Origin of the sequence: Colwellia sp. (assembly GCF_013214175.1) — a bacterium.
In the GTDB taxonomy this organism is placed as follows: domain Bacteria; phylum Pseudomonadota; class Gammaproteobacteria; order Enterobacterales; family Alteromonadaceae; genus Colwellia.
On the sequence record NZ_JABSPA010000001.1, the window covers coordinates 182595 to 207189 of the forward strand.

Sequence of the window (24595 nt, forward strand, 5' to 3'; positions counted from 1 at the left end):
AATCAATGCCTTGCCTCTAAACCCTTTAATTCTCGCTGAGTGGGAAAGAACTTAATCAACTTGGTATTACTAAACAAATTTTAGATAAAAGAAAACCACGTCTTATTTGCATAAGCGTGGTTTTATTATATCAAGGCTACAACAAGCTGAAAACTGCTTGTTAGCAATATATTATTGTCTCAATATTTTAAAGCTTGCTTTCTAACTCAGGCAAAGCATCAAATAAATCAGCAACAATACCGTAATCTGCTACTTGGAAGATTGGTGCTTCAGGGTCTTTGTTGATTGCAACAATGACTTTGGAGTCTTTCATACCGGCTAAATGTTGAATCGCGCCACTAATACCGACAGCAATATAAAGGTCTGGTGCAACAATCTTACCTGTTTGACCAACTTGCATGTCGTTTGGTACAAAGCCAGCATCAACAGCTGCGCGTGATGCGCCAATAGCTGCGCCAAGTTTGTCGGCAATACCGTCAAGTAATTTAAAGTTCTCGCCATTTTGCATACCGCGACCACCAGAAATTATCACAGTAGCTGCGCCTAGATCAGGTCGTTCAGAAACAGTAAACTCGTCATTGACATGGCTTGATATACCGGCATCAGTAACCGTATCTAAAGTAACAACTTCAGCATTACCATCGGTTGCTACGGCATCAAAGCCCGTAGTACGGACAGTGATAACCTTTTTGCTGTCTAAACTTTGTACTGTGGCAATCGCGTTACCTGCATAGATAGGGCGAACAAAAGTGTCGCTACTTTCAACATCAATGATGTCAGAAATTTGCGCAACATCTAATAACGCAGCAACTCTAGGCATAAAGTTTTTGCCGGTAGTTAATGCCGTTGCTAGGATATGTTCATAATCGCTTGCTAAACCAGTGACTAATAAACTGACATTTTCAGCTAGCTGGTGCTCATAAACGGCATTGTCAGCAACTAATACTTTGCTTACGCCATTTACTTTTACTGCGGCATCAACAACATTTTGACAATTAAAGCCAGCTACTAGCAAGGTGATATCACCACCAATTTTTTGCGCAGCGCCAACGGTTTTTAGAGTTTCAGCTTTTAACGAGCTGTTGTCGTGTTCAACAATTACTAAAATACTCATGAGATCACCTTGGCTTCATTTTTCAATTTTTCAACTAATTCATCAATACTTTCAACTATAACACCGGCTTTGCGCTCTGCTGGTGGAGTCACTTTTAATAATTTAGTACGTGGGCTTAAATCAATGCCAAAATCTGCCGCCGGTCTTACAACTAATGGCTTACGCTTGGCTTTCATAATATTAGGTAATGAAGCATAACGAGGTTCATTTAAACGTAAGTCTGTGGTTACAATCGCAGGTAAGTTAAGGGCAAGCGTTTGCAAACCGCCATCTACTTCACGGGTAACATTAACTTTTTCGCCTTCAACTTTTACCACTGAAGCAAAAGTACCTTGAGGCATACCTGTTAGTGCTGCTAGCATTTGACCTGTTTGATTGTTATCGCTATCAATTGATTGCTTACCTAAAATAACAAGTTGTGGTTGCTCTTCTTCAACTACTTTTTGTAATAACTTAGCAATGTTTAATGCATCTAGGCTTTCGCTAGTTTCAATTTGAATAGCGCGATCGGCGCCTAACGCTAATGCGGTACGCAACTGCTCTTGGCAAGACTTATCACCGATAGAAATTGCAATGACTTCTGTAGCTATACCAGCTTCTTTTAAACGTACAGCTTCTTCAACGGCAATTTCACAAAAAGGGTTTATCGCCATTTTTGTATTGGCAAGATCTACATTGGAATGGTCGGGTTTTACTCGAACTTTGACGTTATAGTCAATAACACGTTTTATAGGAACTAATACTTTCATCGCAGCCTCTGAAAAGGTTGGTTAATTTACAATAATAGTTAAAAGATACCCTCGGTTGACGTCAACGTCAACGCAATCTTGGTTAAAACTTTTAAACTAAGATACAATCTATTTAAATGCTCATGTCAGTGTCTTGCTTGAGCACTTGTAATAAGATACTATCAAACACCTGTTTGAATATCAAACGCATGTTTGAATTTAATTACAAGCTTTTAAAATAATTATAGAATAATACTGGGAGATCTTATGGAACGCGAATCGATGGAATTTGACGTAGTCATTGTTGGCGCTGGACCTGCAGGTTTATCAACTGCTTGTCGCTTAATGCAACTTGCACAAGAAAAACAACAAGAATTAATGGTTTGTGTAGTTGAAAAAGGCTCAGAAGTGGGTGCTCACATCCTTTCTGGTGCTGTATTTGAACCTAGATCTTTAAACGAATTGTTTCCTGATTGGCAAGAAAAAAATGCACCATTAACGACTAAAGTAACAGGTGATGACATTTACTTGTTAAGTAATGACAGTTCAGGCATCAAATTACCTAACTTTTCTGTACCAAAAACTATGCACAATGATGGTAACTATATTGTCAGTATGGGCAATGTTTGTCGCTGGTTAGCTGAGCAAGCTGAGCAACTAGGTGTTGAGATCTTTCCTGGCTTCCCTGCACAAAGTATTATTTATAATGATGATGGCAGTGTTGGCGGTATCATTACCGGTGATATGGGCTTAGATGCGAACGGTAAAGAGAAAGACTCTTTTATGCCAGGTATGGAGTTACGTGCTAAATACACTGTTTTTGCTGAAGGTTGTCGTGGTCATCTAGGTAAAGAGTTAATTGAAAAATTTAATCTTGATGAAGATAGCTCGCCACAACATTATGGTTTAGGTTTTAAAGAAATTTGGGATATTGACCCAGTCAATCATCAAGAAGGGTTAGTAGTACATACTGCTGGCTGGCCATTAGATAAAGATACTACTGGTGGTGGTTACCTTTATCATGCGGAAAATAATCAGGTATTTGTCGGTTTAATTGTTGATTTAAATTATAGCAACCCACACCTAAGTCCTTTTGATGAATTTCAACGTTATAAACATCATCCTAAAATTAGCCAATACCTTGAAGGTGGTAAGCGTGTTTCCTATGGTGCACGAGCTATGGCCAAAGGCGGTTTTAATTCATTACCTAAAATGACCATGCCGGGTGCATTATTAGTGGGTTGTGACGCCGGTACTATTAACTTTGCTAAAATCAAAGGTAATCATACGGCGATGAAATCTGGCATGTTAGCTGCTGAAGCTATAGCCCAAACATTGATTACAGGTGAAGGTATATCGGCTGAAGGTAAGCAAGATTTAACTAATTTCACCCAGCTTTATAAAGACTCTTGGTTATATGAAGAGTTATACAACACCCGTAACTTTGGTCCAGCTATGCATAAGTTTGGCACCATGTTAGGTGGCGCTTATAACATGGTAGATCAAAACTTCTTTGGTGGTAAATTACCGTTTAACTTTAAAGATGACAGCTTAGATTATGCTCAATTAAAGCCAGCTGCAGATGCGCCGGTGATTCAGTATGCTAAGCCTGACAATAAATTAAGCTTTGATAAGTTATCTTCAGTATTTTTGTCAAATACTAACCACGAAGAAGAGCAACCTTGTCACTTAAAGCTTAAAGATGCAGCTATTCCTATTCAGGTGAATTTAGCTAAATATAATGAGCCAGCACAGTTATATTGTCCTGCAGGTGTCTATGAAGTTGAAAAAACTGAGCAAGGCGACAAGTTTGTCATTAACGCGCAAAACTGTATTCACTGTAAAACCTGTGATATTAAAGACCCAAGTCAGAATATCACCTGGGTAACACCAGAAGGTACCGGTGGGCCAAACTACCCGAATATGTAATTAGTTAATTATATCGATTAAAGCCCCAGATACTCGTTAGAGTATCTGGGGCTTTTGCTTTTTAGCTGCTAAAAAAAAGGAGGTTATAAAGTAAGGAGTTATAAATCAAGTGGGTAATAATTTAGAGCTGTAATAGTTAGCTTTAATTAGATATTTCTATCAGGTTATATTTTTTTAATGCCGGTATGGCCTGATGCAGCAGCGTTTCAATTTCATCTAATTGGCTGAACTTCTGACAAATGATAGCCGCTTTTTTATCGAGTGCTTTGGCACGTTCAGTGACTTCTAACTCTAACCCTTTACTAATGTTTTTTAAGCGTGTATCAAAGGTAGTTATTCGTGTTTCACCACCGTAATCACTATTGTCATCGTCTGCTAGAATTGACTGACCAACCACGGCTAATATAGAGCCAATGGATGTTGAAATCATCGCTTCAATTTCTTGTTCAAATTGACCGGTTAGCATTTCATCATAATCATTTAAGTCTTGTGGGGCGATATAATAGTTATCGGCACTTTGATTGAAACGTGCGCGTATCCGCCACTTTAACTCATCAAACTTGGCTTGTACTTTTTGCTGTGAAGCACTATTTTCACCGGTTAAGCCCGCAATCACTTCATTGACTGCTTTTAAAGCAATATCAACACCTTCAACTGCAATAGAGACTATTTCGGGTACTTGCTGGCGAATCCCAGTACTAAAGCTGCTTAATAATTGTTGCTGTTCAATAGATAAGCTGACTTCTCTACCACTAATAAAAAGTTGTTCGCTATGGTTAATTTGTACTAGGGTTTTACCTTGCTCGATAATACGGATATGTTTGGGGTCAATAATAACCCCAAAATTTAGGTTGATAGAGCATTGCTGGGCATAGGCTTGCTGGTAAAAAGGTAAGCTAACCAAAAGCATAAAACTATATTTTAGCGTTGAGATATTTACCATAATCGTTAAGTATTCACTATCGGGTCAATAAGTATCTTTCTCTCACGATAGATCATTTTACTTGGGCCATATTCTCGGCGGGTTCTATCATTAAAGTCACCGACAATGAGCTCTACGCCATGATAAAGCTTTTCAGTTGCTTCAATATACACACTGGCCATGTACGCTTGCAAGCTATCTTCAAGGGTGCTTTTTTCATTGAGCATTTCACCCATTTTATTGGCATGATATTGGTAGGTTGGCACTATTTTGGCTATTAGCTCTGGTTTTGCTTTTTCTTTCGGCAATTTCTTTAATTTATTTATTGCCGCTTTTAATTCATTGGTTTTATCTGACTCTTCTTTGAGTAATACTTCTACTTGATGAATTTCATCTTTAAATTTCAGTATTTTGTGCTCAAAATTAACTATGGTATTACTACCAGCGGTAGCACCAATCATCCCCGCGTTTACCGAGCTGCCTGCTTTGGTATAACCGCCAATGAGTTTGCCATTGGCTTTGTCATTGGTTCCTATCCATAGACGACCATTAATATCTAAAATACTGTGCAGTAACTGGTTTTCAATACGCACGTCTTGAGTACAGCTGATTTGTGCGTATTGGGCATATTTAGCATAAATACTGCCTTTAGCATGAATATTTACACTCATAGTAACGTCGGTAATATGAGTTTTTTCAATATCATGTTTTCGGCCAATAATGCCACCCGAAATAGTAATGTCACCACCTGAATCAAGCGTGGCTGACTCAACAAAACCGCCAACGGTAATATCACCTGAAGCTGTTACTTTCATGCCTTCAGTAACATCGCCATCAATAATTACACTGCCAGTAAAATTGATGTTACCAGTAGCCACATTGACGTTTTTTATCTTATATATCTCATCAACTTCCATGCCATTGTTAATAAGCTTAGGTAGACCAACTTTCTCTGATACTAATATATTGTTGTTTTTCGGACTTATATTAGTCCCTTCACCTGCAACTAGCTCTACGTCATTACCTGGCTCTGGTGATAACGGTGTCGCTGTTACCGTGTAACCTTGTATACCTTGTGTTAACGGGACTTTTTTAGCTAAAGGGTCACCAACTTTTACACAGATAATATCGCCTAGATCGCGCATGTCTACGCTACCATCTTCGCGTTTTTTGGGTTTTAGTATACGAGTTTGTGCACTTTCGACTAATGGCTTGATGATGGCATCTTTACCGTTGACTGGTACTCTTCCTGAAGCAATTTGCATATCAACTTGATTATTAGGGGCTTCTTTTGCGGCAAGTTGGGCAAGTTGTATTAAATGCTCTTTACTAAAGCCTTTTTTTACCCCAGCTTCTTGTGCTGCGGTTAATATTGCTTTTGCCGAAAGATGTTTACCACCTTGAGCACTAGTAATTTCAGCCTTGGCGCCCATTTCATCAGATTCTATGGTGATATTAATTTTTGCATCAACACGTTCAAGTACTTGATAACGTATGGTTCTACCGGTTTTTTTATCTTGTAAAGGTTTGAGTACATCATTTAACTCAGCCACGGCATTTTTAACATTACCATTATTGAGTCTAAGTTTTTTAAATTCTGAGGCATCAATTAGCTCTTTGATAGTCAAAGCGGAAATAGTATCTCCGCCTTTAATGGGCTCTAACACTAAATCGATATTATTCTTATTATTACTAATTAAACTGGCTTTGGTCATTACGGGGGCTCCCCTAACCGTTAAGTACTGCTGAGCCAAATAACGGGTAGATGCTGTGCTTTTATTTTATAATTATCATGTGTGTGTTTGATCGAAAGCTGGCTTTATCTATAGCAAACCTACATATAATGATTTTGATGGATTTTAATAAAGCTTGTGGTGCCTTCTTTAGAATAATCTATCTTATACTCAATGCCATCAAGTGCTTGGACAAATAATAGTGTTTTCTCTTCACCAAATAATTCAGCAGAAGCAATATCAACAATATCTTGGTAAGCTTTTTTGGCAATAGAGCGTTTTGCAGGCACTTCACCCTTATAAATTCCTATGCCGCGGTGGCTGATAATAACGACAGATTTCTCGCCGTTGACAATAAGTAAATCGAATTTTTTTACTTTGTGTATTACGGTATTACGGCCGCTGGTTATAAAATTTTTCTCTATCAAAATAGGCTCCTAGTATTCATTTATTACTTATCTTTGCTATTAGTCCTAATATATAAATTTTTACTAAACTAAGCAATGACTAAGCGATTAGTTATTAACTGATAATACTATTCTAGTTGATAACTTTGTGATTGTTTTATCTCTTGTTCTTGGCACCTTATTGCAGTGGAAAGGCTCTTTCTATGACATAGTTTGGTGTTGCCTCTACGTTTAGTAGGTATCGGCGCAGTAAGTCTAAGCCTATTGCCGCGACAAATTGTTGAAATTGATGTCTATTATAAGGTAATAACAAACACTGAGTTTTGATATTATCAATACTACCCCAAGCTAACCAAACGGTACCCACAGGTTTATTTTCACTGCCGCCATTTGGGCCGGCAATACCCGATACGGCAATGGCAAGATCTGCTTTCGACTTTAACAGTGCGCCTTTTGCCATGGCTATTACCACAGCTTCACTTACCGCGCCGTCTTGCTCGAAAAGGCTAGCGGGGACATCAAGCATAGCCGTTTTTATTTCGTTACTATAGGTGACATAACCCGCTTCAAAGCATAAGGATGAGCCACTGATTTCTGTTAATTTACTGGCTATGAGTCCACCAGTACAAGACTCAGCTGTGGTGACTTTTACCTTATTCTGCTGCAGTTGATTAAGCAGGTGTTCTGCCAGAGTCTTTGGTTTACCTTGGATTTCAGCGATTAAATGCTCGCCAAGCACCTTGGTCAGTTTCTTTTGCCATAGTGGTTTTAATGCCAAACCTTGCTTGGTATTTGTGGTTAGCTTGATTTCAAGTAACGGCATTCCGGCACGAAAGCCCAGCTCTATTTCTGCGGGCCAATTGGGCAGTTGCTCATTAATGGCTTTTTGCAAACTTGACTCACCTAAGCCAAACACCTGCAAGCGAGTAACATCTGTAGTTAAATTACTGGGTAAGTATTCAGCAATAGCTGGCATTATTTGTTCTCTCAGCATGTTTTTTAGTTCATGAGGCACGCCGGGGGTACAGTAAATATCACACTCTTTATAACGCACGGAAAACCCCACGGCGCTGCCACTTCTATTGGCGATTATTTGGCAACCAGCAGGCAGTATCGCTTGTTTTAAGTTAGGGGCATTTAATTCAGTACCACGTTGTTGACACCAAAGGGTTAAATGAGCAAGCGCTTGTGGGTGCTGACTTAACTCTTCCCCGATAGCAAGACTTAACGCTTGGGCGGTTAAGTCATCCACCGTAGGACCTAGGCCACCATTGATGATTAAGATGTCGCTAGTACTTGCCATGTAGGTGATTTCACTGACAAGGAGTGCTAAATCATCAGCGATGGTTACCTTACGATTAATTTCAAGACCAAGTTCCTTTAACACTTGCGCCATCATGGCAGAGTTACTGTCGACAATGTCTCCAGTCATCAACTCATTACCGGTTAATAATAACTGTACTTTCGGGGCTGACATCTATCGCTTTCCTAACTGTAATTATTTGTCGATAAATTTAAACCTTTTTATCTCAACTTACATCTAATTTTTTTGTGAAGTCAAAAACAATATAAAATAGAGGGAATAATTCATGAGTAATAAAATTAACAACTGTTTAAAGCGTTTAGTGCTTTGTACCGCGCTTATTTTGCCTAGTTTGCAAGTATCAGCACAAGTGATTGAGGAAGTTGAACAGTCTTTTTCGGTATCAGGCCAAAGTGGTTTTAGCTTAAATAATATTAATGGCACTGTGACCATCAATAGTTGGCAGGAAAATAGCGTAAAAGTACTGGCAAAAATTAGCGCACAAACACAAGAGTCTCGTGATGACGTGACTATTAAAATGACTCAGTTAGGTCCGAAAGTAACGGTTAGTACAGACTATAAAGAAAAGGGTTACCGTCAACATAAACAGGCGGCTAAAGTAGATTACCAAGTATGGTTACCAGCGGAGACTAATTTAACTGATATTGAACTTATTAACGGTAGTTTAGTGATTAAAAATATAAGCGGAGAAGTAGCGGCGCGAGTGGTTAATGGTTCAATCAATGCGACTGGTTTACGCGGTGACAGTGAAGTAAGCTCAGTTAATGGCAGCGTAAATGTTTGGTATCACCAAGATGCACATGGCATTGAAAAGATAGCCGTTGAAACTGTTAACGGCAGTATAAAATTGTACCTTCCTGAAAATATCAATGCTGACATTACGGCTGATACTATGCATGGCAGTATTAACACTACTTTTGGCTTAACAGCTAACAAGAATGGTTTTTTGGGTGTTAACCTACGCGGAAAAATTGGCAACGGCGGAGGTCAAATTAATTTAGACAGCGTTAATGGCAGTATTGAGCTGTTAAAAAGTGAATAGCTGTCTGTTCCTAGTTAGTTAGCAATGCATTATCGTCATTAGTGCATAAAAATAGAAATTTTTTGATATTGGCACTTTTTACCTAAATATAACCATAAGTTTGTTGATTCAAGCTTATGGTTTTTTTATGATTAACTAATAACTTAAAGTTCTAGTTCCACATGGCAAAATTTGAGGAAAACACATAGTGAGTAAAAAGACTTATCCCCGGGCGTTACTTTTTGGTCGTTGGTATCGAAATGATATTGATGAGCAAGGTAATGAAACCGTTGAATATGCTCAGCTTAGCAGTGATGGCAGCTTTGAATTTACCTTTATAACCCTTGATGAAAAGGGTGAGGTTATTGATGAAATTACCGAGCTGGGTGATTGGGGATTAGTGGCAGATATTCACTTTACCTTAACAAAAAACGAACTAATTAATGAAGAGCTCTACTCAGCAGATTTAAATAATGATGATAATTATCAAGCGTATAAGGTGCTAGGGTTGGACCATAAAACATTTCATTACCAACATATATTAACCAATGAAGAATATATTATGAGACGGGTTGTTGATAACCTCGGTCATTGTTAGAATAATGGACAAGAATTTACTGATTTACCTAAATTAAAATCAAATAAGAATTAGAGATAGTTAATGAAGCGATTAAAAGCAGCAAGTTTAATTACCGCAATAAAAACTCCTTACACTGAAAAAGGAGAAGTTTGTTTAAAAAGTTACGATTTCTTGATAAAAGAGCAAATCGCTGCTGGTGTTGATGGCATTGTCGTCGGTGGAACTACCGGTGAAGGGCATCTACTTAGCTGGGAAGAGCATTTAATGCTAATTGCTCATTGTGTACATAATTTTGGTGATAAATTAATTATTGTTGGTAATACTGGCAGTAATAATACCCGCGAAGCCATAAAAGCTACCGAATATGGTTTTGCTATAGGGATGGATGCCGCATTACAAATTAACCCGTATTATGGCCGTACTTCTCTTAAAGGCGTAATCGAACATTTTAAAAAAGTACTCGATATTGGTCCAGCCTTTATTTATAACGTGCCAGGTAGAACGGGACAAGATTTAACGCCAGAATTCATTGAGCCTTTATCAACACATAAAAACTTTATTGGCGTAAAAGAGTGTGCTGGTAACGATCGTATTGCCTATTATGAAAAACAAGGCATTGCTTGTTGGTCAGGTAATGATGATGAAAGTTATGCCAGTCGTCATGAATATGGCTCCCATGGCGTGATTTCTGTAACTTCAAATATTATCCCTGGCATTATGCGCCAGCTAATGGATAAAGAGAACTTAACGCAAACCACAGTACTTAATGACGAAGTACAAGATTTAATGAAGTGGCTATTTTGTGAGCCTAACCCGATTGCAATCAATAGCGCGTTAATGATGACAGATGCGGTGCCTAAAAATATTCGTCTACCGTATCAAGCACTAACACTAGAGCAACGTCAGCAGGGCCTAGATATTTTAAAAACCATTGCCACTAAAGACTTAGTTGGTGATAGTTTATCGCTACTTGCAGATGACGACTTTAATTATTGTATTTAAAATCTGCATCTAATAGCTGCATTTAAGCGCTGTATATAGAAGTTATGTGCTGGTAAACAGTTTTCAGCGCGAGACAAGCTATAAATTTAAAGCCTCAGTTCTAACGTATGTTACAACTGGGGCTTTAATGTTTCTGGCAATTCAAAAAGTAGTTCTTTTTCTATAGGTGGCTTATCACTTGCTGGCGTCAGCTCAATTGAAAGTGGGCAAATGAAACGCAAGCTCACTGCGCACAGTTGTAAATTACATGGCTCATTCTCATCTGCTATGCCATGCAATCTATCACCTACCACTGGTAGTCCAATAGTGGCGGCATGTATGCGTATTTGATGCTTTCGGCCACTGTCTATTTTGACTTTTATTAATGAACGCTTGCTAACACTGTCATAAGCCAAGCAAGTAAAAGTACTGCGGGCACTCTTGCCATCAATGTCACTGTTAATAACCTCTGGTTGTGGTCTTGCACTGTGATCGCCATGGACAATGATGTGGTAATGCTTTTCTAGTTGATGATGCTCAAACATATTCGATAATGCTCGTGCCGCCTTTTTACTGTGCGCTATAAGGATCAAGCCAGTCGCCGCTCTATCTAATCGATGGACAATAAAAGCAGGGCGTTCATCTGGTAAATTTTGCTGAGCAAAGCGAGCAATGGTGCAATGATCACTCCATTTAGAGCCCTGTGACAACATACCGTAGGGTTTATACCAGACGCTGTAATCAACTAAGTCTGCAATCAACTGAGCTTGTGGGACAGGTGTGCCGAGCACTTCACTATTGTAATAAAAATGCAGTTCATCACCAGGGAGTAATTGCTTTTTTACTCGACGTAAGCGTTGGGTTTGTTTTATATTTTTTGCTGGCGTTAACCATAAGGCACCTTTACTAATTGCCTGCTTTAACTCTGCCTTGGACAGTGCTATGCCTTGATCTATCGCATAGTTCTCAAGTAAGGTAATCGCTGTACCACTTTGCTGTTCACTCGCTTTAATATGCCATTCAAACTTGTGATATTTGAATTGAGCGCTTTGAGAGTTTTGACTGCTTTGATTATTAGACTCAAGTGAAGAGTCGGCGGACGGTATTGGCATAATTTTAATGTACAACAAGGCTGGTATGTTTATTTTACTAGGTTTATGGTCTGTGCAAAGCTAAAATAAGCCATTGATAATAATAATCTGCAAAATTGCAGCAAATGAGTACTAATATGAGCCGTGATCTAACACTTTTCCCTGAAGATGAAATAGGCAACACCCTTTGGCAGATGAGCCAAGATGGTGATGACCTTAACAGCGAACGTGAAATTGAATTTTCAATGCTATTTCCTAGTCAAGAGTTAGCGCTTAAGTTTGGTCAGATATTATTAGAAAACAACCAAAAACTTTCATTTACCCCCAATGAAGCGAATGAAGATTTACCATGGGAAATTACTGCTTATCCGTATATGCCGGCAACTTATGAAAATATAACAAGTTATCAGGAGTTACTCGTTGCAGGTGCTGAACCTTTAAAAGGACAGTTTGCTGGTGTTTATTTTATCGCTTAACTAGTTACTTGTTATAAGTGTACCCTTGGTTTTATTATTAGTGAGTTTTTCAAGTATATGAACATAGATCTTAAACAGTTTTCAGCGTTACAAAAAGCCAGTAAAGACTCTTTTTTTGAGCAAAAGAAATTACTTAAACAAGTAATGTTAGGTAAAACCGTACTCTGTAAAGTATGTAAACAACCACTTAAACTTCATACCCCTGAGCAAGCTGGCCCAACGGGCGTACGCTGTGTAAAAGGCTGTACTGATATATCGTTAGATTTTGTTTAATTAACTTACAAAAGTTAACGTTGAGAAGTTCAACTATTTTAAATATTACTCTGTATTAATTGAAGTATGACTACGAACAAAATGCTAAAAGCGAAATCCAAAGTTAATGCCGTAAACATTGCCAGACTTGTGTGAGTCACTGGTATCGTAATAACGTCGAATATAAGGTGTTATTTGTATGTTTATAATGTTTAATTCAATACCCATTTCAGGATAAACAGCAAGTACAGGCTCATCTTTACAGCCCTCAAATTCTTCTTCGTGACTGGTACAGTGTTGTGTTTTCCCAATAAAAAAACCTACACCGAGATATGGGTTTATTACCTGTCCGGTATGCACAAAGGCAAAGCCTGAAAAACCAAGGTAAAGCTCATTACTTTCATACTCGGTTGTAGTTGTATAGCCTTGAGGGTAAAAATGACCATCAGCAGAAAAGTAACTCGTTGTTTCAGCTGTTTTAGTGTTATTACCACCAGAATACAAAGTGCCACTTAGTCTCCCGCCAAACATATGTCCTTTTAAAGATACCGATATTTCGGCACCAGAACGATCCCCTTCAGGTTCATTGAACGCACCAATAGAGAAAACAGCCTCATTTTGGTTGGCTTGAGATATAGTCGAAAAAGCGAATAAAGCCGTTAATAAATATAATTTAACTGAGTAATGCATAATTCCATTTCCGCATAGGTAAAATCGCTCAAAAAAGCGACTGTTTATTGTTGTGGGTTACTTTAATTGATCGTATTCTCGTTTAAGTCATTGAATTATGCAATAAAAAACCGGTAAATCTCTTAACAGAAATTTACCGGTTCTATTTGATTGTTTATTTTGCAGTTAGCTGTTCAAGGTTCAAAGAAGAAACACGGAGTTGACGTTAGTCAATGAGTATTTCTGATGAATAACCTTGGACAACTAGCAATAAAATTAACCTATAAAAGCACGAGCGTTACGGAACATGCGCACCCAAGGTGAATCTTCACCCCAGCTATCTGGATGCCATGAGTTAGCAACCGTTCTAAATACACGTTCAGGATGTGGCATCATAATGGTGACACGACCATCAGTAGTTGTTAATGCAGTTATACCATCAACTGAACCGTTAGGGTTAGCTGGGTATGTTTCAGTAACGTCACCGTAGTTATTAACGAAACGCATTGATACAGTGCCTGAGTTGTTGGCAGCATCAATAGCAGTATCAGAGCTAAATTCAGCATAACCTTCACCGTGCGATACCGCGATTGGCATACGTGAACCAGCCATGCCTTTAAATAATACCGACGGACTCTCTTGAATTTCAACTAATGAGAAACGTGCTTCAAAACGTTCTGATTTGTTTTGTACAAAGTGAGGCCAGTGCTCAGAGCCTGGGATGATGTCTTTTAAGTTTGACAACATTTGGCAACCGTTACACACACCTAGAGTGAAAGTATCTTTACGTTCAAAGAATGTCTTAAACATTGTTCGGGCATCAGCATTAAATAATATTGATTTTGCCCAACCTTCACCAGCACCTAGAACATCACCGTAGGAGAAACCACCACAAGCAACTAAGCCGTTAAAGTCAGCTAAATCTGTACGACCCGATAAGATATCCGACATATGTACATCAACGGCAACAAAACCCGCTCGGTCAAAAGCCGCGGCCATTTCAACATGAGAGTTAACACCTTGCTCACGTAAAATAGCAATACGAGGGTTAGAGATGCCGTTAGCAGCGTTTTGTGCGTCTTTAACAATTAAATCGCTAACAATATCTTCGTTGATATCAAAGGTAAGCTCGGTGTTCAAACCTGGATCTTCAGTATCAAATTTAACATCGTGCTCTTGTTGTGCACATTCTGGATTATCACGCAGTGACTGCATTCTATAAGTCGTTTGTGCCCAAACAGTACGGTAATAAGTACGAGAGTTTTCTAAGACAACCTCACCATCACGAGTGAAACGAATAGTATCTTCGTTGTTCAAATGACCAATATCAGTGCAGTAATCTAAAATACCGTGCTCAGCTAAAATAGTGTCGATAGCTTCAACATCGTTGGTACGAATTTGCATAACTGCGCCAAGCTCTTCATTAAACAAGGTAGCTAAATCATCACTTGCGCCGTTTGCTTCATTTGTAGTAACGAGCTTGCTGATATCAATATCAACACCGGTATGGCCGGCAAAAGCCATTTCAGTAACCGTAGTGAATAAACCACCATCTGAAATATCATGATAAGCCACCAACTTCTCAGCGCGTACAAGAGCTTGCATGGCGTTGAAGAAACCTTTTAATACTTCTGGGCTATCAACATCAGGGGTTTCATTACCAAGCTGTTTGTAAACTTGTGCTAAACATGAGCCACCTAAACGTTTCTTACCTTTAGATAAGTCGATAGCTACTAAGCGTGTCTCGCCTTTGTCGCTGCGAAGCTCAGGCGTTACTGTTTTACGAATATCCTCAACAACACCAAAAGCGGTGATGATTAATGACATAGGTGAAGTGACAGACTTGTCTATACCTTCTTCAGTCCATTGAGTACGCATCGACATTGAGTCTTTACCTACTGGAATGGTTAAACCAAGGGCTGGACAAAGTTCTTCACCAATAGCTTTAACCGCTTCATAAAGACCAGCATCTTCACCAGGGTGACCTGCAGGAGACATCCAGTTAGCTGAAAGCTTGATACGGTTTAAATCACCAATATCAGTACCGGCAATGTTAGTTAGTGACTCTGCTACTGCTAAACGAGCAGAAGCGCCAAAGTTTAATAAGGCAACAGGTGTACGCTCACCAAGAGACATAGCTTCACCATGGTAAGAATCAAGCGCAGATGCAGTAACACCACAATCGGCTACTGGTACTTGCCAAGGTCCAACCATTTGGTCGCGGTTAACCATGCCTGTTACGCTGCGATCGCCGATGGTAATTAGGAAGGTTTTTTCAGCCACTGTTGGTAGACTTAAAATACGGTTAGCAGCATCAGTTAAGGTGACATTGCTTAGATCTAATGAATCACCTGCAGCTGTTGCCGTTTTAACGTCTTTAAATATTTTAGGTGTTTTACCTAATAATACTTCAAGCGGTAAATCAATCGGCGTATTAAGTTTTTCGTTGTCACTAAAGTGTGCATCAGTAACGGTTAATTGCAATTCTTCGGTGGCACGACCAACAACAGCATATGGCGCACGTTCACGGGCACATATTTGTTCAAAAACCGCTAGATTCTTGTCTGATACGGCAATAACATAACGTTCTTGAGATTCGTTACACCAGATTTCATGTGGCGCCATGCTGCGTTCATCATTTGGTACGTTACGAAGTTCAAATACACCACCACGGCCACCATCAGAAACAAGTTCAGGGAAAGCATTAGATAAACCGCCAGCACCAACATCATGAATAAAGGCGATTGGATTTTCTTCACCTAGCTGCCAACACTTATCGATAACTTCTTGGCAACGACGTTCCATTTCTGGATTTTCACGTTGTACTGAAGCAAAGTCTAAACTTTCAGCTGACTGACCTGAAGCCATTGATGAAGCAGCACCGCCGCCTAAACCAATGTTCATTGCTGGGCCACCTAAGGCAATTAAGTTAGCGCCAACGATAATTTCACGTTTTTGTACATGTTCATCACGAATATTACCTAAACCACCAGCAAGCATAATTGGCTTGTGATAACCACGTACCTCAACACCGTTAAACGAGTTAACTTCTTCTTCATACGTACGGAAGTAACCTAAAATAGCCGGACGACCGAATTCATTGTTAAATGCCGCGCCACCTAATGGACCTTCCATCATGATGTCAAAAGCAGTAACAATACGGCTTGGTTTGCCAAAATCAGTTTCCCAAGGTTGCACAAATTCAGGAATGCGTAAGTTAGATACCGAGAAGCCCACTAAACCTGCTTTTGGTTTTGAGCCAATACCGGTTGCGCCTTCATCACGAATTTCACCACCTGAGCCAGTTGCAGCACCAGGGTACGGAGAAATAGCGGTAGGGTGGTTATGAGTTTCAACTTTCATCAAAATTTGAATATCTTCATGGTGGTAACCATAAACATTAGTTTCAGGGTTAGGGAAGAAACGACCACCTTTATTACCGACCATTACCGCAGCGTTATCTTTATAAGCGCTAAGGACGTAATCACCATTAATTTCGTGAGTATTACGGATCATTTTAAACAAAGATTTCTCTTGTTTAACGCCGTCAATAGTCCAGTCCGCGTTGAAAATTTTATGACGACAATGCTCTGAGTTTGCTTGAGCAAACATGTAAAGTTCAATATCGTGTGGGTTGCGACCTAGTTTAGTGAAGTTTTCAAATAAGTAATTAACTTCATCATCAGCTAAAGCCAAACCTAATTCTACGTTCGCTTTAACAAGTGCTTGTTTACCGCCATTTTCAATATCAATAGCGGTTAATTCACCAGGCTCACTGCTGGCAAATAACTTGCTTGCCTCTTCGAAATCATTAAAGACACTTTCCATCATACGATCATGTAATAATGCGTTTAATTGTACTTCTTGTTCTGCATTTAACTGTGCATCATTTTCGAATGATACATAATAAGCAATACCGCGCTCTAATCGAACCACTTTAGCTAAGCCACAATTGTGCGCTATATCGGTAGACTTTGATGACCAAGGAGAAATAGTGCCCGGACGAGGAGTCACTAATAAAAATAAGCCTGTAGGTTGATGCTCTTCAATTGTTGGGCCGTAAGTAAGTAATTGCTGTAAAACATTCTCTTCACTGGCACTTAAATCTTCATTAAGTTGAGCAAAATGGGCAAGTTCAGCATAAATATCATTTACTGGCAGCTGTAACTGTTCACATTGAGCTAATAGTTTTTTAACTCTGAACTCAGAAAGTGCTGGAGCGCCACGAAGGTTTTTAATCAACATCGTCATAGGGTAATCACCAAATATTATGTAGGGCTTTGATTGGCTTTTACTTGCTGAATCTGCACAGTAAAAACTAACCGAAAATTTCGCGCGTATTATAGTTGAAATTAACGCTTTTGTTAACGGAAAAAGTCAAGTAAAAACTTAACACTAGTGTCAGGTAAAAAGTACTTGGCTAATAGAACAATACACGACACAATTGAGGTCATGACTAAACATTTATATTTTCCAATAAAAGCTAAACTCTTTACTAACTTAGCTAGTAAGTTAAAGAGCAAATTAAAGGGTAAGCTAATGACTAAGTTTATCTCTTTGCTCTTATTTATTTTTGCCACTCTTTTATTAAGTGGCTGTGATAAAAAAAATGACTCTTCAAGTTTATCTCGTATTTTAGCTCGAGGTTATATCAATGTTGGCACAATCTTCGGACCAACAAATTATTACACCACAGCCAATGGCTTTGCTGGTTTTGAATATGAATTAGCAAAAAAGTATGCTGACTCGCTTAATGTCGAATTGCGCATTATCCCAAGTTATAGCCTTAACGAACTTTTCATCAAGTTAAATACCGGTGAGGTTGACTTGTTGGCTGCTAGTTTGTCAAAAACTGAAAAGCGCCTACAGCGTTTTCGCTTTGCACCGAGTTATGAAACTATCAGCCAGAAATTAGTCTTTAAGCAAGGTAATATCAGGCCGAGAAAAGTGGCTGACTTAGCGGGTAAGTTAATGGTTACCACGGGGTCAAGTTATGTGGAAAACCTTGAGAAGCTAAAGCTAACCCATAGCGAACTCACTTGGCAAGAAACCATTGAATTTGATAGCGAAGAGCTTTTGGCTAAAGTACTCAGTGGTGAAATAGATTATACCGTGATTGACAGTAATAACTTAGCCATTAACCGCAGTTATTACCCTGAGATAAGTATTGGTTTTAGTATTAAAAAGCCAGAGCCTTTAGCTTGGATGGTCAGTAAAAACAGTCATGATGATATCTTAGCAAGCCTGATTGAGTTTTTTGGCATAGTGCATCACGACGGTACTTTGCTAGCGTTAGATGACAAATATTATGGTCATATTGAACAATTTAACTATGTTGAAACCCGGACATTTATTAAAGCGGTAGCAACAACTTTACCTAAATATCAGCATTTTTTTGAGAAATATGCCCAAGAGCTCGATTGGCGTTTATTAGCGGCCATTAGTTACCAAGAATCACACTGGAATCCAACAGCACGTTCATATACCGGTGTGCGTGGCATGATGATGTTGACGTTAGCCACAGCAAAACAAATGGGTATTAAAAGCCGTTTAGATACTGAGCAAAGTATTCGAGGCGGGGCAAAATACTTTAAGCGCATGATTGCTATGATGCCTGATAGAATACCGAGACCAGATCGTATTTGGTTTGCTTTAGCTTCTTATAATATCGGCTTTGGCCATTTAAATGATGCAAGGATTATCACCCAACGCCAAGGTGGCGATCCTGACCGCTGGGTCGAAGTTAAAACTCGTTTGCCGTTATTGCAACAGAAAAAATATTATAAAAATACTAAACATGGTTATGCACGTGGAGAAGAGCCTGTGCATTATGTTGACAATATTCGTCGTTATTACGACACCTTAAGCTGGTTAGATAATAAATCCAAAGAGCAAGCCAAAGAAGATGCTATCGCATTAGAGCGCCAACAAGCGTTAGAACTACAAGAACATTTACCCGAAACATTACCCTCTGAAAGTCAATCACAGGACAGTATTACTCCTGTAAAATCTGAACCAAAATCTGATAAAGAAGCACAAGCAATTTCAGCCAAATAAAACACGATTCGCAGCTAGATTGTAAGTGTTTATGTAATAGTTAGCAGCCTAACGCTAAACGTACTTATTGACGTTTTTTATGCTGTTATATTGTATAAAAATATTGAGAGTTGCTGCTTTTCTTTACACTATTCAATTCCAATGCATATTCGTTAAATATCATTGTAATTAATACAATTTATTTATCATCTACTAACATGACAAGCTTTATTTAAATAATGATATTGTCAGTTATTTTTACACAATCATTTCAGAGCCAATGGAATTTACTGGCACGTATTTATAAACTATTGATTCATTTCTAGTTAACAGGCAGATAAATAACAGGTCTTGAATATGCATGAAATACATTCAGATATAAACCTAAATACTTAGCAGTTGTGGTGTGCTTGGCCTTTTGCCATTGCACGCCTTGTTAGGCTCAATAGTATAGGATTTTTGTTATGAATATTCTAAAATTGATGTCACTTGTTCTCTTCCTTTTATTCGCTGTAAATGCCAATTCAACTCAGTATAAGTTTGTTGCCGGCGATAATAGTTTTTCCACTAAGGTATGTGTGCTAGCTGGCTCTGATGACAAGGCGAGATTGAGTAGGTCGAAAGGCTATCCTAACGATAGTGGTAGACTTATCGCCAATACCGTTAGGTGTAATGACATGACCATTGCTAGCTTTGCTAAAAAATACCAGGCGATGAATACGTTTAAATACTTGAACGGACTGACAAAGTTGAGCCTGAGGGAATACGATACTAGTGTTGAAATACAAGACGTAACAACTGCGGTTAATGATAATAGCGATGTTGTTAAGGTTATTTATGTACGTTCAGCTAAATAGAGTTACAGAGAAGAGCTTTAACCGTAGAGGCAAGTCTATTAGCTTAGGGCTAATTTTCTTGCTTTGTTATATCAGATATTATTAACCTACTGAATTAGAATAGCTATTCTATAAACATTGCCAACTATTTAAATCATTGTTCGTTAGAGACCTTCACATTGTCTTACTAGGCTTTGCTAGGTATTGCTAGGTATTGCTAGGTATGACGGTAAATAATAACAGCATTATCAATACCTTTACTGTCATAAAACTGTCATTTCACCAAGCTATAGTCGATGGGTAATTAAAAATAATCTTACCTAGAGTGATAATAAAATGAAAAGAACCTTAAAGAATAATCAACGAAGAAAACAATTAAACCGCCAACATCATAAAATGACCTCGCGTAGACAGTCTCACTTTAATCAAGTCATGAATGAAGTTGTTGAGCAAGCCACTGATCCGCTTAGTTATCCGCTTAGTTAGGAATTCAATAGTATTTAATTCACTACTCTGACAAAGGCTCTAACTAGTACATTTTTATTGAACTAGCTAATAACTGTAGTTTCATCGAGTATTATTAAGTTTGCTTGCTTATCAATAAGTTGAACTTTCTCAACTGCTCTTATCTAATGCACCTTTTAGCCTGTGCTCTAATATACTAGCTAATAATTATTGCGGTTTCATCAAGGTTATTTGTTTGCTTATCAATTAACTGAAATTGATTAAAGCCAATAGTGATCACATCATCATGGTTGAGTTTTTCACGCGACACCTTGTTGCCATTTAATTCAATACCGTTAGTACTGGCAAGATCTTCTAAATAAGTGATCAATTGACCATCAATAAATGGGTCTGGCTCGGTGATTAAACGTGCATGTTTTGAACTGACTGCGGCATCATTAATTTGAATGTCATTACTACTTGCACGGCCGATAGATAAATATCCTTCAACAAGTTGCCATTTATTAATAATTACATCTTCAACACTTAAGGCTAAATAAGCCATATAAACTCCTAATTTAATTATTATTATTATTCTTATTCTTATTTATATTTATTTTTATTTTTAGTTAATTGCTTACACGGATTAAGCCTACCGTAAGGTTATCCCTACTATTTTGGGCTAAGGCTCGGTACACCATGTCATGACAAACATCTTTATTCTCAGAGTACACTGATAAATAGTGGTTAATTTCTTGTTCAGTTAAATAATCATGTAAACCATCGGTTGATAACATAATGGTATCACCACTTTTTATTGCAATTGTTGCTGTATCAACGGCTATTTTTTCTCGAACGCCAATTGCTTGCGATAGTAGATTTTTGGTATTGGAATTTTTAGCGGTTTCTGCGCTTATTGCACCTCTATTCACTAATTCTTGCAGCATGGTGTGATCAACTGTTTCTTGTACTAAATTTTTATTTTTTAAACTATAAGCACGTGAGTCACCAACCCAGCCTAGATAGCAGTTATTATTTTCTATTACTATTAATACGCCTGTAGTGCCCATGCCTTGCTGGTCACTAGTACTGCTTGCTTGGTTTAGAATTGCTATATTTGCTGCATTAAGTTGTTCTGTAATCCATGTTAGCCAATTAGCTTGGTTAGTGATGGATACTTTATCCCACTCAGATTTGATATGGTCAACTAACATTGCGCTGGCAACTTCACCGGCATTATGTCCACCCATACCGTCAGCAATTAGCATCCAAGCAACACCTAGCTCTTTATGAATGCCGTAACTTATGGCATCTTCATTATTGTCTCGAATCGCGCCCTGATGACATAGGGATTTAATGTGATAATTCATAGGAGTTAACTGTTAGTGCCTTTATCTTATGATGAAAAGTCGTTATTTAACGGACTAGTTAATAGCTTGTTTTTATTAGAGTGCGCTGACTTTAAAGTCTCTTTTAAGCGCATTAGCAAGCGCTAGCTTAAATTCTGCCATATTTTGATATCGTTTATCTATATCTTTATGCATGGCTTTATTACATATACGCTGAGCACTTGTTGGCAACGCGGGATTTCGTTGATTGACGGCAACAGCTTTTGCTTTGGTAATTTGATAGGCGACGGTGGCGATGGACTCGCCTTCGAAAGGTAAATAGCCACAAAGTAGCTGGTAAAATGTTACCCCTAAACTGAAAATATCACTACGACCGTCAACTTTTAAACCCAATATTTGTTCTGGAGACATGTAATAAGGGCTGCCCATAATAATACCGGTACGGGTTTTACTGTTATCACTGACGTAGGCTATGCCAAAATCCGTTACCGTGACTTTGAGTAAGTCATCATCATAAATAATGTTGGCTGGCTTGATATCTCTATGAACAACGTTTTGCTTATGGGCATAATCTAAGGCATCGGTTATCTGTATTAATAATTGATAAACCAATGGAATAGGCAGTGTTTTCCCTGGTTGGATAAATAGTGATAAGGGCGCGCCAGTCAGTAGATCCATAGCGATATAACCTAGCTTGTTTTCTTCACCGACATCATAAATGGTAACTATATTTGCATGACTTAAACCACCAGCAGTTTGCGCCTCTCTAAAGAACCTTTCTTTGGCTTCAGTAAATTCAGCTGAGTCAATATCATCACTTAATTGCAGCGTTTTAATGGCAACATGCCGATTTATTTTAGGATCGACACCTTGGTAGACAATACCCATTGCGCCTTTGCCTAAGATTCCTTCCACTTGATAGCGGCCAAAATTCTTAACGGTTAAGTGATGGTTAAGCTTGCTCTGACTTTGTAACTGATTATCAACTATCACTAAGGTTTGCTCAAAATCTTCTGCGGGCAAAGTTATGGTGCTAACGGGCGATGCTACTCGGGCACTATTGGTTGTTGTCACTGTGACATCTGTCACAGCCGGAGATGATGACTGTGCTATTTTTACTTGCTTGTTGGTTAATGATTTAGCCTTATCAACCATGGTGGCGAGTGACGCACTAGGTAAGTGCTCTGTTCGATAATTAAGAGCCGATAAAAATAAGTTATATTCCCTTTGATAAGCTAAAAGTAATAACCATGAGCCCGCCAGTACAAGCACAACGGGAAGTACCTCAAGCCATTGTTGCTGCTTAAACATAAAATATTGAATGATAAATAACACTAAGCTGTAACTCACTATGCCTATTAGCTGTTGCTTAATATGCAGGTGGCGTATGAACCAAGCTAAAATTAAAGCGACAGCCGCCAAAGCCCAACATAATAAAACAGTGCTTAAGTTTTGCGATAAATAATCACCTAAAATTAATTTGTTAACTAAAGGTAGCACCATTTTTTGATGGCCATAATTATCATCTATGATAATTATGGCCTTATATTGCCTTGGTGAAAAAATAGCAGAATCTAAGGCGTTTTGCTGCTCAATAAACTGCTTTACCGAAGTATGGGCAACTGCATTACTAGCAATATCTTCTGGGCTAGATAAGCGGTCTAACTTAGCGCTATTTTCCTGACTAACTTGAACCACGCTGTCAGAAGTGAATACATCGCCAAAAAACCCTAATAATAGCTCTGCAGGAATTAGGCTATTTTCTTTGTTACTTAAGCTTAATTGCCAATTTTGATTGAGACTAAGCTCATTATTTACACTTAATTGCTTTAGAATTTCACCGGCTAAACTTAGGTATATTCCATCTTGCTGTTGCCATAATATTGGCAAGCTTTGTCGCTCATTGATTAAAAAGGGCGTAAAGACAAAGTGTTTTGAGCTGACCTTTCTGATTTTATGCTCTGCTGAGTATCTAAACCTAGCCAAGGTGCGGGCAAGTAGCGTTGGCGATTGACTATTTAGCGCTTGTGTCGATGAGCTATTCGCGGATGCAATGATCACTTTATGATACCTAGGAGTGTTAGCTAAATAACTTTCAAGTTGGCTCATAAATATGCTTGATGGTTTAGCAAGCAAGGTGATTTGACTTTGAGGATGAGATGACAATATTGTTGTTATTGAGTCTAGCTCGTGATCATCGAAAGAAGAATACAGGGTTAAAATTTTATTCGAGTCAAACGCTGTGTTATTCCCAGGTAAAGCTTGTACTGATGTTAGTTTAGCGAGGGTATTAATATTTAATTGGTTTACCTGGTTTAGGGCTCCATGGGCAACATACCAAAAGCTAAAACCCCAGAATAATAGAAGTAGATAAAACCAACCCGTATGATAAATGGGCAGAAGACGTTTGATCATGTGTAGTGATAACCTTTAGCTATTTGATACCATTCAGCATAAAGAAGTGACCACTTAGAATTACATGGGCGACATTAGAACACACAAAATGAATAGTGATATAGTCGTTCTATATTTCATTCATTTTGTAACGTTATCATGGTGTTCCATGTGTTCCAAAGGCGAGTTTTAAAGGCTTATATGCTACGTTATTGATTTTGATAAAGGAATAACCATTATCTACAATCAAAGCCTTGCCTATTAGCCTTTAAATTCTCGCTACGTGAGCACTTTCTTATTCTGACTGGT

The 24595-nt window shown here is 38.4% G+C and carries 21 protein-coding genes; 9 read left to right on the top strand and 12 right to left on the bottom strand.

Features of this window, described 5'->3' with window-relative positions; genetic code table 11:
- Positions 1–187 precede the first annotated feature (187 nt).
- Both HRT55_RS00775 and HRT55_RS00780 read right to left on the bottom strand, forming a co-directional pair.
- Positions 188–1114 (bottom strand): FAD-binding protein, encoded by a 927-nt coding sequence (locus tag HRT55_RS00775; RefSeq protein WP_291618092.1) that lies wholly within the window; start codon positions 1112–1114, stop codon positions 188–190.
- On the bottom strand, positions 1111–1863 hold the full coding sequence (locus HRT55_RS00780) for an electron transfer flavoprotein subunit beta/FixA family protein (protein ID WP_291618094.1): 753 nt from the start codon (positions 1861–1863) through the stop codon (positions 1111–1113). The genes HRT55_RS00775 and HRT55_RS00780 overlap by 4 nt, the downstream gene beginning before the upstream one ends.
- A 246-nt stretch (positions 1864–2109) precedes the next feature.
- On the opposite strand from HRT55_RS00780, the gene HRT55_RS00785 reads away from it, so the two are divergent.
- Entirely contained in the window at positions 2110–3771 is a 1662-nt protein-coding gene (locus tag HRT55_RS00785; protein ID WP_291618096.1) for an electron transfer flavoprotein-ubiquinone oxidoreductase, read from the top strand.
- 142 nt (positions 3772–3913) lie between these two features.
- Here the strand turns inward: HRT55_RS00785 and HRT55_RS00790 are convergent, their stop codons facing one another.
- From HRT55_RS00790 to HRT55_RS00805, 4 genes are all read right to left on the bottom strand, one after another.
- Positions 3914–4681: a YggN family protein gene (locus HRT55_RS00790; protein ID WP_291618098.1), complete on the bottom strand. Its 768-nt coding sequence runs from the start codon at positions 4679–4681 to the stop codon at positions 3914–3916.
- 38 nt (positions 4682–4719) lie between these two features.
- A complete protein-coding gene (locus tag HRT55_RS00795) occupies positions 4720–6408 on the bottom strand; it encodes a DUF342 domain-containing protein (protein ID WP_291618100.1) in 1689 nt (562 codons plus the stop codon).
- Positions 6409–6527: 119 nt separating this feature from the next.
- The gene (locus HRT55_RS00800; protein WP_291615121.1) at positions 6528–6854 is read right to left on the bottom strand and encodes a hypothetical protein; all 327 of its coding nucleotides are present in this window, start codon (positions 6852–6854) and stop codon (positions 6528–6530) included.
- Positions 6855–7011: 157 nt separating this feature from the next.
- Positions 7012–8310, bottom strand: coding sequence for a CinA family nicotinamide mononucleotide deamidase-related protein (locus HRT55_RS00805; protein ID WP_291618102.1), 1299 nt, complete (start codon positions 8308–8310; stop codon positions 7012–7014).
- Between the two features lie 112 nt (positions 8311–8422).
- On the opposite strand from HRT55_RS00805, the gene HRT55_RS00810 reads away from it, so the two are divergent.
- The 3 genes from HRT55_RS00810 (at position 8423) to dapA (ending at position 10760) form a co-directional block, all read left to right on the top strand.
- Positions 8423–9199: a DUF4097 family beta strand repeat-containing protein gene (locus HRT55_RS00810; RefSeq protein ID WP_291618104.1), complete on the top strand. Its 777-nt coding sequence runs from the start codon at positions 8423–8425 to the stop codon at positions 9197–9199.
- Positions 9200–9386: 187 nt separating this feature from the next.
- The gene (locus HRT55_RS00815; protein WP_291618105.1) at positions 9387–9776 is read left to right on the top strand and encodes a hypothetical protein; all 390 of its coding nucleotides are present in this window, start codon (positions 9387–9389) and stop codon (positions 9774–9776) included.
- Between the two features lie 63 nt (positions 9777–9839).
- Complete coding sequence (gene dapA / locus HRT55_RS00820; protein ID WP_291618107.1) at positions 9840–10760, top strand: 4-hydroxy-tetrahydrodipicolinate synthase; 921 nt, start codon at positions 9840–9842, stop codon at positions 10758–10760.
- A 110-nt stretch (positions 10761–10870) separates the two neighbouring features.
- Here dapA and HRT55_RS00825 read toward each other — a convergent pair whose 3' ends face one another.
- Entirely contained in the window at positions 10871–11851 is a 981-nt protein-coding gene (locus HRT55_RS00825; protein WP_291618108.1) for an RluA family pseudouridine synthase, read from the bottom strand.
- Between the two features lie 116 nt (positions 11852–11967).
- Here HRT55_RS00825 and HRT55_RS00830 point away from each other — a divergent pair, with 116 nt between their 5' ends.
- Positions 11968–12306 carry a ribonuclease E inhibitor RraB gene (locus HRT55_RS00830; RefSeq protein WP_291618110.1) on the top strand — a complete coding sequence of 113 codons (339 nt, stop codon included), beginning with the start codon at positions 11968–11970 and terminating at the stop codon, positions 12304–12306.
- 57 nt (positions 12307–12363) lie between these two features.
- Positions 12364–12579, top strand: coding sequence for a hypothetical protein (locus tag HRT55_RS00835; protein ID WP_291618112.1), 216 nt, complete (start codon positions 12364–12366; stop codon positions 12577–12579).
- Between the two features lie 84 nt (positions 12580–12663).
- On the opposite strand, the gene HRT55_RS00840 is transcribed toward HRT55_RS00835, so the two are convergent.
- Both HRT55_RS00840 and purL read right to left on the bottom strand, forming a co-directional pair.
- Positions 12664–13248 (bottom strand): hypothetical protein, encoded by a 585-nt coding sequence (locus HRT55_RS00840; protein ID WP_291618114.1) that lies wholly within the window; start codon positions 13246–13248, stop codon positions 12664–12666.
- Between the two features lie 255 nt (positions 13249–13503).
- Positions 13504–17472 (bottom strand): phosphoribosylformylglycinamidine synthase, encoded by a 3969-nt coding sequence (gene purL, locus HRT55_RS00845; protein WP_291618789.1) that lies wholly within the window; start codon positions 17470–17472, stop codon positions 13504–13506.
- 294 nt (positions 17473–17766) lie between these two features.
- Here purL and mltF point away from each other — a divergent pair, with 294 nt between their 5' ends.
- The 3 genes from mltF to HRT55_RS00860 all read left to right on the top strand — a co-directional run bounded on the left by mltF (position 17767) and on the right by HRT55_RS00860 (position 20585).
- Positions 17767–19284, top strand: coding sequence for a membrane-bound lytic murein transglycosylase MltF (gene mltF / locus HRT55_RS00850; RefSeq protein ID WP_291618115.1), 1518 nt, complete (start codon positions 17767–17769; stop codon positions 19282–19284).
- Positions 19285–19727: 443 nt separating this feature from the next.
- Complete coding sequence (locus HRT55_RS00855) at positions 19728–20120, top strand: DUF3718 domain-containing protein (protein WP_291618116.1); 393 nt, start codon at positions 19728–19730, stop codon at positions 20118–20120.
- 315 nt (positions 20121–20435) lie between these two features.
- On the top strand, positions 20436–20585 hold the full coding sequence (locus HRT55_RS00860) for a hypothetical protein (RefSeq protein WP_291618118.1): 150 nt from the start codon (positions 20436–20438) through the stop codon (positions 20583–20585).
- 175 nt (positions 20586–20760) lie between these two features.
- On the opposite strand, the gene HRT55_RS00865 is transcribed toward HRT55_RS00860, so the two are convergent.
- The 3 genes from HRT55_RS00865 to HRT55_RS00875 form a co-directional block, all read right to left on the bottom strand.
- Positions 20761–21108 (bottom strand): FHA domain-containing protein, encoded by a 348-nt coding sequence (locus tag HRT55_RS00865; RefSeq protein ID WP_291618120.1) that lies wholly within the window; start codon positions 21106–21108, stop codon positions 20761–20763.
- A gap of 64 nt (positions 21109–21172) precedes the next feature.
- Positions 21173–21913: a protein phosphatase 2C domain-containing protein gene (locus HRT55_RS00870; protein WP_291618122.1), complete on the bottom strand. Its 741-nt coding sequence runs from the start codon at positions 21911–21913 to the stop codon at positions 21173–21175.
- 75 nt (positions 21914–21988) lie between these two features.
- Positions 21989–24307: a serine/threonine-protein kinase gene (locus HRT55_RS00875; protein WP_291618124.1), complete on the bottom strand. Its 2319-nt coding sequence runs from the start codon at positions 24305–24307 to the stop codon at positions 21989–21991.
- Positions 24308–24595 lie beyond the last annotated feature (288 nt).